Genomic DNA, 572 nt, shown 5'->3' with positions numbered 1-572 from the left:
GGGTACTTTTCACCATTCCCTCACGGTACTATCCGCTATCGGTCACCAGGGAATATTTAGGCTTAGCGGGTGGTCCCGCCAGATTCACACGGGATTTCTCGGGCCCCGTGCTACTTGGGTGTCTCTCAAACGAGCCGCTGATGTTTCGACTACGGGGGTCTTACCCTCTACGCCGGACCTTTCGCATGTCCTTCGCCTACATCAACGGTTTCTGACTCGTCCTGTTGCCGGCAGACAACAGAAGAGAGATCCCACAACCCCGCATACGCAACCCCTGCCGGGTCTCACACGTATACGGTTTAGCCTCATCCGGTTTCGCTCGCCACTACTCCCGGAATCACGGTTGTTTTCTCTTCCTGCGGGTACTGAGATGTTTCACTTCCCCGCGTTCCCTCCACACTGCCTATGTGTTCAGCAGCGGGTGACAGCCCATGACGACTGCCGGGTTTCCCCATTCGGAAACCCCCGGATCAAAGCCTGGTTGACGACTCCCCGGGGACTATCGTGGCCTCCCACGTCCTTCATCGGTTCCTGGTGCCAAGGCATCCACCGTGCGCCCTTAAAAACTTGGC

Annotated in this window: 1 rRNA gene; it reads right to left on the bottom strand. The window is 57.5% G+C overall.

Annotated features, from left to right (window positions below):
* Positions 1-572 (bottom strand): 23S ribosomal RNA (locus IE153_RS41315); the annotation flags it as partial.

The organism is Streptomyces massasporeus (genome assembly GCF_014648995.1).
GTDB lineage: Bacteria > Actinomycetota > Actinomycetes > Streptomycetales > Streptomycetaceae > Streptomyces > Streptomyces massasporeus.
The sequence above is the reverse complement of the archived record's forward strand: the minus strand, read 5'-3'. Positions and strand labels throughout refer to the sequence as shown.